Source organism: Gorillibacterium sp. sgz306347, assembly GCF_059735245.1.
The window spans coordinates 45,231-54,257 of the sequence record NZ_JCAPET010000032.1; the positions used below are offsets into that span (position 1 = coordinate 45,231).

At 61.2% G+C, this 9,027-nt stretch carries 5 protein-coding genes; all 5 read right to left on the bottom strand.

What is annotated here, in order from left to right; all coding sequences use genetic code 11:
- Window positions 1-19: 19 nt before the first annotated feature.
- A complete protein-coding gene (locus tag AC6I6H_RS16460) occupies window positions 20-697 on the bottom strand; it encodes an HAD family hydrolase (protein WP_497955063.1) in 678 nt (225 codons plus the stop codon).
- Window positions 698-891: 194 nt separating this feature from the next.
- Window positions 892-1,887: a glycoside hydrolase family 130 protein gene (locus AC6I6H_RS16465; RefSeq protein ID WP_497955064.1), complete on the bottom strand. Its 996-nt coding sequence runs from the start codon at window positions 1,885-1,887 to the stop codon at window positions 892-894.
- 64 nt (window positions 1,888-1,951) lie between these two features.
- Window positions 1,952-3,271, bottom strand: coding sequence for a glycoside hydrolase family 125 protein (locus tag AC6I6H_RS16470; protein ID WP_497955065.1), 1,320 nt, complete (start codon window positions 3,269-3,271; stop codon window positions 1,952-1,954).
- A 222-nt stretch (window positions 3,272-3,493) separates the two neighbouring features.
- Window positions 3,494-6,601: an alpha-mannosidase gene (locus tag AC6I6H_RS16475; RefSeq protein WP_497955066.1), complete on the bottom strand. Its 3,108-nt coding sequence runs from the start codon at window positions 6,599-6,601 to the stop codon at window positions 3,494-3,496.
- A 7-nt stretch (window positions 6,602-6,608) separates the two neighbouring features.
- Window positions 6,609-8,906 carry a glycoside hydrolase family 3 N-terminal domain-containing protein gene (locus AC6I6H_RS16480; RefSeq protein ID WP_497955067.1) on the bottom strand — a complete coding sequence of 766 codons (2,298 nt, stop codon included), beginning with the start codon at window positions 8,904-8,906 and terminating at the stop codon, window positions 6,609-6,611.
- Window positions 8,907-9,027: the final 121 nt, after the last annotated feature.

Genomic DNA, 9,027 nt, shown 5'->3' on the forward strand with positions numbered 1-9,027 from the left:
TTCCTTCGGAGCTGGCCCGTTATTCAATCCCCGCCAGCGTCAGCAATTCGGAAAACGTCTTGATGGTAACGTCCGCCTCCGCAAGCTCCGCCTTGTCGCCGAAGCCGGCGTAGTCGCAGCCGACAACAAGCAGGCCGTTTTTCTTGCCCGCCTCCACATCGGAGGAGCGGTCCCCGACCATCCAGGCCTCCTTCACGCCGTAGCGCTCCAGCAGAAGCCGGACCAGGTCCACCTTGCTGCGGGTACGGAATTCGCCGGCACTGTACAGCCCTTCGAACAGCTCGGCCACTCCTTGGTGACTCGCGACCAGCTTGACGTAATCCTCCAGCCCGTTGCTTGCCACAAACAGGCGCACGCCGGCGGCGGAAAGCTTGCGGAGCGTTTCCTCCACGCCGGGGTACAGCACCCCTTCGCCCCGCTCCAGGCATCCGATCTGATGCTGCAAAAGCAGCTCGTCCGCGCGGCGGTGCGTCTTTTCCGGCTCGCCCGGAAACACCTTCCGCCAGATTTCCTCCAGCAGCATGCCCAATCCGCCCAGAATCCGCTCGTCGGGCGGATTTTCCCCGCGGTACAAGCCTTCCCGGCGCAAATCGTCGCAGACCTTCGCAAAAGCGGGCAGTAGAATCGATTCGGTTTGAAAAAGCGTGCCGTCCATATCAAAGATCATGGCTTCCGGTTTGCGTGTCTCTCTGGTCATCGGTGTCCCTTCCTTTCGAAGCAAGCATCTCCGCTCTATGGTGGCAAACTTTGCTCTGAAAGTCAATGAATCGCCGCCCCCAAAAAGCAGCGGCCTTCGAAGCTGTTTCGCCAACAGCACCGGCGGCAAACGCAGAAAAAAGGTACAGCCCCTTGTCTCGCAAGGGACCGTACCTTTATAAGAATCCGATTCGCTTAAGCCTCTTCCAGCGGATATTTCTCCATGTAATCCAGCAGTTCATCCACCGTGGTAAAGGCGATGCCGGTCACCGTGTCGGCGCAGCCGTAGTAAATGGCGATCCGGCCGGTATCCGCGTCCGTCAAGGCGGCGCAGGGGAAGGTTACGTTCGGAACGTCGCCGACGCACTCATACAGCGTTTCCGGTCCGAGAATGTAGTTGCGGGAACGCGCCTTCACCTTCCACGGCTGGTCGAGATCCAGCAGCGCGCAGCCCATCCGGTAGACGAAGCCGTTGCAGGTGTTGATGACGCCGTGGTAGATCAGCAGCCAGCCCTTGTCGGTTTCAATCGGAACCGGTCCGGGGCCGATTTTCTTGGACTGCCAGGCGGATGCGTCGCCGCCAATGGTGCCCATTACATAGCGGTGCATGCCCCAGAAGGTCAGGTCGGGGCTTTCGCTGTAAAAGATATCCCCGAACGGCGTGTGGCCCGTATCGCTGGGACGGCTCAGCATGGCGTAGCGCTCCCCGATCTTCCGCGGGAACAGCACCCCGTTGCGGTTGTAGGGCAAAAAGGCGTTTTCCAGCTGGTGGAAGGTTTTGAAATCGGTCGTATACGCGATGCCGATCGTCGGGCCGTGGTAGCCGTTGCACCAGGTGATGTAATAGCGGTCTCCGATTTTGCAGACCCGCGGGTCGTAGCGGTATTCTCGTTTGATAACTTCTTCGTCTCCCTGGAAAACGATCGGATCGTGATTGATGGTCCAGTTCACGCCGTCGTCGCTGAAGCCGGCAAAAATATCCATGCTCACCGAACGGGAGTCGCAGCGGAACACGCCGGCATACCCGTCGCCGAAAGGCACGACGGCGGAGTTGAACACGCTGTTGGAGTTCGGGATCGCATGGCGTCCGATGATCGGGTTTTGCGAGTAGCGCCAAACCGGGGCGTTCAGACCTTCGGGTTTATCCTGCCAGGGGATGTTTTTCAGGGATTCGCCAATAATTTTGCTCATGTTCAGGTCTCCTTTTTTGGAAAAAGTGTGTTTCGAATGATGCGCACCGCTTGGCCAAGCGGCCTTACAGAATGTCGTCCTTCATCGCCTTATACACCAGCTGCGAGAAAAGACTGTTCGACCAGGCAAACCATTTGCGGGTAAAGATGGCGGGATCGTCCGCGTGGAATCCTTCGTGCATGAAGCCGGTGCCGGCGTCGGTGCTTTCCAGCATGTCGATCATCTCCAGCTTTTCCTCCGGCGAGGTCGCGGTCAAGCCCTGCATCGACAGAGCCATGTGCCAGATGTATTGCTCCGGCGTGTGCGGACTGCCGATGCCCCTAGCCGCTTTGCCCTCGTAGTAAAACGGGTTTTGCTTGCTCAGCGCGAATTTGCGCGTGTTCTGATAAACCGGATCGTCCGCGCCGACGTAACCGAGATACGGAATGGACATCAGGCCCGGCGTGCCGGCGTCGTCCATCAGGCAGTAGTTGCCGAACCCGTCGGTTTCATAGGCGTAGATCGGGCCGAACTCGGGATGGCGGTAAATGCCGTAGAGCTGAATGCCGTGCACGACCTCCTCTTCCAGTTCCTTCAGCTCCTTGAGGAAATCGGTGTCGCGGAATACCCATTCGGCGAATTCCTGCATCTGCCGGAGCACGGTCACGGCAAACATATTGGCCGGAATGTTGTAGTGGAAATCGCAGGCGTCGTCGCTGGACCGGAAGCCGGACCAGATCATCCCCGTGAAATTCACCGGCATGCCGAGGCCTTTGTTCTTGAGCGTGTCCGTGGGCGGACAGCCTTCGCGCATAAACCGGTACGGAGACTGCTCGAAATGGTACTGCTCCGTTTTCCACAGGTCGACGGTGGTGCGCATGGCCGCTTTGAAGCCGGAATCGAAAATATCCGTCAGGCCGGTTTCTTTCCAATACAGATACGCCAGGCGGAACGAGAAACAGATCGAATCCAGCTCAAACTTGCGCTCCCAAACCCAAGGGGACATGTCGGTCCGGTCGGCTTTGTTCCAGTGCCAGTCGTTGTCGGATTCGTTAAACGCATTGGCGTAAGGATCAATGTGAATGTAAGCCATATGCCGTTTGATCAGCCCGCTTAAAATCCGCTGCAGGTCCGGATCGTTTTTGGCCAGCGGCACATAATGAATCACTTGTTCAACGGAGTCGCGCAGCCAGCAGGCCGGGATGTCGCCGGTGATCACAAATGTCGTGCCGTCCTCCATCCGCTTGGTTGTCGTCTCCAGCGTATTCGGAAAGCAGTTTTTGAACAGCTGCAGCAGCTTCGGCCGGTGGGCCAGCTTGATTTCCGCTTCGGCCAGCGTTTCCTGAACCGCTTTGGGAAGCTCCAGCTTAGGCATCGGAATTTGAGGCAGTCGGAATTGTTCCATGGTGGTTCTCTCCTTTTTTGATTCTAGGGAAAGCCGGTAAAAGGGCGCAGCAAACAGACCGGTCGGCGGCCGCACGGCCGGAAAGGAGAAGGCGCTTGTTTGTTCGGTTCGGCAGCTTCAGGATTGAAACGCCTTGTCGGATAACACCGGTGCAGGTTCCGGGCGGAAAGGCGCGGGAAAATCCGCTGCCTTTCCACCCGGAATCGCCGCTCCGGGCGCGCGTCAGAACGTCAGCTTAACGGTTTTGATCTCATAAGGACGGAAGGCGAGCCGAATGCCGCCATCTTCCACCGGCAAGCGTTCCCCGTTTTCCTCCAGAGCGTCGGCGAGGAAAGCATCCGCGATCGGACGGTGCCAGCCGACGGAAACGGTCTCGCGGCCGCCGCCGGATTCGTAGAACCGCAGAATCACGCCGCTGCCATCTTCCGCTTCTTTTACCGTGTCCAGCACGACATGCTCGGCCTGGTACGGAATGAACGACAGGACCGGCGGAAGCGGTCCGTTCGCCCCCTCCGTCCGGCGGACCGTCATCGGGCGGTTCAGCTCCGCCGCCAGGCGGACCGTCCGCGCCTCCGTCCAATCCCCTGCGTGCGGATAGAGCGAATACGTAAACTCATGCCGCCCTTCGTCCGCTGTCGCGTCCGGCCAGGTGGGCGAGCGCAAAAGCGAAAGCCGAAGCGTGCTGCCCTGCACATCGTACCCGTATTTGCAGTCGTTCATCAGGCTGACGCCGTAGCCTCTTTCCGACACGTCCGCAAAGCGGTGGCCGCAGACTTCAAACTGTGCCTGCTCCCAGCTCGTGTTGCGGTGCGTGGTGCGCTCCAGCGCGCCGAACGGAATTTCGAAGGTCGCCTTCTCGGTCCGGACGTCAACCGGGAACGCCACTTTCAGCAGCTTGTATTTCTCGTTCCAGTCCACGCGGGTGATAAAATCGATCCGCGGGTTTTGCCGGTAGAAAACGACATCCTGCTCAATGACGGAGCGTTCGCCGATCCGCCAGCGGAAGGTGAGGACATCCAAGGTTTCGCCGCGCTTCGCGATCCTTTTGTCCTCCAGAACGGCGGAGCCGGCGGGCTGGCTTTCGTACCGGTTGTCGATGTCCCAGGCATCCCAGAGCGTCGGCCGGTCGTGGAAAAAGTCGAAGCGGTTGCCGGTTTGCCCGGGAAGCAGCACGTCGCGGTTCGCCTGTTTGTCCCACAGTCCGGCGAACTCGCCTTTTTCATTGAAGGCCACACGGTAAAACGGCGTTTCCCAGCTGTCGCCGAGGGCTTCGCCTTCCGTTTGCCCGGCGGCCGCGCCTCCGCTTGCCGCGCTTTTCAGCCAGACGGTCCGGCAGCCGAAAGCCGGTACTCCCGGGACTTCGACGGCCAGCTCGAAACGTCCGCCGCCGCTGCGGAGCAAGTCGGATGGCAGAACGTTTCCGTTCTCGTCGTACACGGCCATTCCCTCCAGCTCGGCGCCTCCTTCAATCCGGACCAGATCTGTTCTCTCCCAGCCCATGCCGTTGAAGACGGTATACGGGATGCCGTCGCCTTCCGTATTGAGCAGGCCGGCTACCGCGTCCAGTCCTTTTTCCAGACTGAACGAGCCTTTGGCAAATACGTCCTCGTACTCGCGGGCGGAGGTTTCGTAGGATTCCGTGATGGCCGTGCCCGGAATGATGTCATGGAACTGGTTGAGCAAAATCAGCCGCCAGCCCTCGTTCAGCGACCGCAGAACGGCGTCCCGCGTTTCGCCGCGCGCTGCGGAGAACCCGAGGCTCCCCCACAGCTCCGCTTCCCGGTAAAGGATCTCGGCCTTGCGGTTCATCCGCTTGTTGCGGCCATGCGTAGTGTAGGTGCCGCGATGCAGCTCCAGATACAGGTCGCCGTGCCAGCTCGGCAGGCCGGCGTTCTCGGCGCCGGCGAAAAAGGCCGCCGCCGTGCTGTGCCGGCTTTCCGGCTGGCCGGTCATCAAATCGGACCGGTCGATGTATTCCAGCATCTCGCGGGTCACGCCCCCGCCTCCGTCTCCATGGCCGTACAGCAGCATTTGCTCGGCGTAGCTGGCTTTTTGCCGGTACGACTCCCAATGCTCGGAAACGTCCTTCGGGTGCGTATGCTCGTTGATGCCGTGATTCAGATAAGAAAGAATCGGCGTCCCGTCGATGCCGACCCAGTGGAACAGGTCGTACGGGAACACGTTCGTGTCGTTCCAGTTCAGCTTGGAGGTCATGAAGTAGCGGACTCCGCCGTGCTTGAGGATTTGCGGCAGCGATGCGCAGTACCCGAAAGTGTCGGGCAGCCATTCGATCTCCGAAATCAGCCCGAACTCTTCCCGGTAGAACCGCTGGCCGTAAAGCATCTGGCGGATCAGCGATTCGCCGCTCGGGATATTCAGGTCGGGCTCGACCCACATGCCGCCTACCAGCTCCCAGCGCCCTTCCTTGATGCGGGCCCTCACCCGTTCATACAGCTCCGGGTCGTTTTCTTTCAGGAAAGCATACAGCTGGGGCTGGCTCTGCGCGTAACGGAAGCCGGGGTACTCATCCATCAGCCGGTCGACCGTGGAAAACGTGCGGCTGGTCTTGCGGACCGTCTCGCGCACCGGCCACAGCCAGGCGACGTCGATATGCGACTGTCCGACCATATGCTCCAGGCCCGCCGCGTTGCCGCCCTGGGCGCGGACCGCTTCCTTCAATTCTTCCTCCAGCGCGCGGGTATGGGCCGCCGGGTCTTCCTCCGGTCCAGGACCGCCTGTAAACCGGTCCATTGTTTTGTGCAGCGCTTCGACCAGCCGGAGACGGCGCAGATCGCCCTCCGGCAGCAGCTTCGCCGCGTCCCGGACGACCGTCACCGTATAAAGCAGGCTCTGCACCGGTTCATCCACCCGGACGAGCCGGGAATGCACGGCCCGGATCGGGGGATGGATCGTCGCCTGCTCGTTCAAGCGGTCGAACGGCTCCGGGATCGCATCGTACAATTCAATTTCCAATTCCGGGGCGAGGCCGGTGATTTCCGTGTTCAAGGTAACGTAAGTATGATTGCGGTCCAGTCCGGCGTACGACTTTCCATTGACGCGGAGCAGGCCTTCGCCGCCCGCTTCGAAGGAAAGGCCGACCTTGCCGGGCAGCCACTCCTCCGGAATGACCAAGGTTTTGCGGAAAAAGTAGGTGTTTCCCTGCACGCTCGGGAAGGCGTCAAGCGCTTCTCCGGCCGGCCAAGGCTCCTCCTCCTTGTAGTTTCCGGGGGTCAGGTATGTCGTTTTGCCGATTTCCCAGTCCCGGATAGCCAGGACCTCTTTCCATTGCTTTTTTGTCAACTCGCGGATAAAGCGGCTGATTCGTTCCACGTTTTCGCTACTCCTTCCGTACCGTCAGACCGGCGGCAAGGCCACTAGACGAGTTTGCGCCGACCGTGATGATGAATTCGCCGGGTTCCACAAACGGCTTCAGATCCTTGTTGAACATTTGCAAATGCTCCGGGGTCAGGACGAATTCGACGGTGCCGGTTTCTCCGGGCTTAAGCCGCAGCTTCCGGAAGCCTTTCAGCTCTTTGCCCGGACGGGTGAACGAGCTGATCCGGTCCGTTACGTAAAGCTGCGCCGTTTCGGCGCCTTCGCGCGTTCCGCAGTTGGTCACCGAAACCTGCACTGTCGCGCTATCGTCCGGTCCGATCACGGACGGTGTTACCGTCAGACCGGAATAACGGAACTCGGTATAGCTGAGCCCGTACCCGAACGGGTAGCGGGGCGCCAGGTCGCTTTCCAGGTACCGCTTCCCTCTGGATCGTTTGCCGTTGTAGTAGACCGGCAGCTGGCCAACCGCTTTCGGGATCGAAAGCGTTAGACGGCCGGACGGGTTCACGTCGCCGTACAGAATGCCTGCGACCGCATGTCCCCCCTGGGCGCCCGGGTACCAGGCTTCCAGAATGGCGTCCGCTTGCTCGTCGATCTCGGGCTCCACGATTGGTCTCCCGTTAATATACACCACGACTAACGGTTTGCCCAATTTGCGGATCTCACGGAACAGCTCCAGCTGTACGCCCGACAAGCCGAGCGTCAGCCGGTCGATGCCTTCGCCGCAGTCCATGTCGCTTTCGCCGCGTCCCGTCACCACCGAGGCTCCGGTGCGCAGGTCGATGCTGCCTTCGCCGAAGTCGCGGGCGCTGGAGCCGCCAAGCACCAGCACGACCGTATCGGCTTTTTCCGCGCAGGCGAGCGCCGTTTCAAAGCCTTCGCGCGAAGGGTCTTTGACCCGGCAGCCGGGTGCGTAAAGCACGCGTTCCGGCGCGTCCGCGTGAAGCGCGCGGATGCCGTCCAGCACCGTGACGATCGACTCGCGCGGCTGAGGCGACGTATAATCGCCCAGCTGGTTGTACGGCCGGTCCGCATTCGGGCCGATGACCGCAACCGTGCCGGACGCCTTCGTCAGCGGCAGTACGCCGCCTTCGTTTTTGAGCAGAACCACGCTCTCCTCGGCCGCCCGGCGGGCCAGCTCGATATGCTCCGGCTTCCCTTTTGCCGCTTCCGCCGCTTCGGGATCGGCGTAGGGGCGTTCGAACAGCCCCAGGCGGAACTTCAGCGTGAGCACGCTTTTGACCGCCGCGTCCAGCTCGTGTTCCGCCAGCTTGCCTTCCCGGATGGCGGCCAGAAGATGGGTGCCGAACATTTCCCCGGACATTTCCATCTGGATGCCGGCCCGCAGTGAGCGCACCGCCGCGTCCATTCCGTCCTCGGCCACGTCGTGCCCGGCCGCCAGCATGTCGATCGCGCCGCAGTCGGTGATGATCATGCCGTCAAAGCCCCAGTCCTTGCGCAGCACGCCGTCCAGCAGATCGTCGTTCAAGGTGCAGGGCACGCCGTCGATCTCATTGTAAGCCGGCATCAGGGACGCCGCGCCCGCTTTCACCGCTTTGCGGAACGGCTGCAGGTCGGATTCCATCAGCTCGCGCCAGCCCATGTGCGCCGGTCCGGCGTTGCGTCCGCCTTCGGAGCTGCCGTACGCCACGAAATGCTTCACCGTGGCTGCGATGCTGTCCGGCCGGTCCAGGCTCTCGCCCTGCATGCCTTGCACGGCCGCTTCGGCGTATTCTCCGATCAGAAACGGGTCTTCGCCGTAGCATTCCTCCGTACGGCCCCAGCGCGGGTCTCGCACCACATCAAGCACCGGCGAGTAGCCGGCCGCTCCGCCCTGGCTGCGCGTTTCCGCCGCGATGGCGCGGCAGATCTCACGGTACAGCCCCACGTTCCATGCGCTGCCCATGGCGAGCGGAACCGGAAAGACGGTCCCGCCGATGGCCATGTGGCCGTGCGACGTTTCTTCGCCAAACAGAATCGGGATGCCGAGGCGCGATTCTTCTACGGCGCAGCGCTGGATTTTGTTGATCGCTTCGGCGCCTTCGCGGGGGGAAAAGCCGGTTTCCAGCGTCACGCCGGTCCATGGGTCCGCCCGAAGCGTGCCGTACAAGGAACCGACTCCGCCGGCCCTGACTTTGGCGATGAACGCTTCGGTCAGCTCGACGCCGGTTCCGGTTCGTTCAAACGACTGCCAGCCGAACGGCTGGACCAGCTGGCCTACTTTTTCCTCGGCCGTCATGAGCCCGAGCAGGAGCTCCGCCCGTTGCTCCGGCGATTTTGCCGCGTCTTTGTAGCTCAACACCAACCACCCTTTCCTGCGCGATGAAAACAAACTCACTTCACTGCGTGAACCTTTCACTGCGTGTGCTGTGATCTCACTGCGTGCGCTGTGAACACTGCGTGTGCTGCGCCGGTCCTGC

Bases quoted from the DNA above. Each gene is read 5' to 3' on its own strand.
- AC6I6H_RS16470 (WP_497955065.1), bottom strand. From the start codon at position 3,271: ATGGAACAATTCCGACTGCCTCAAATTCCGATGCCTAAGCTGGAGCTT.
- AC6I6H_RS16465 (WP_497955064.1), bottom strand. From the start codon at position 1,887: ATGAGCAAAATTATTGGCGAATCCCTGAAAAACATCCCCTGGCAGGAT.
- AC6I6H_RS16460 (WP_497955063.1), bottom strand. From the start codon at position 697: ATGACCAGAGAGACACGCAAACCGGAAGCCATGATCTTTGATATGGAC.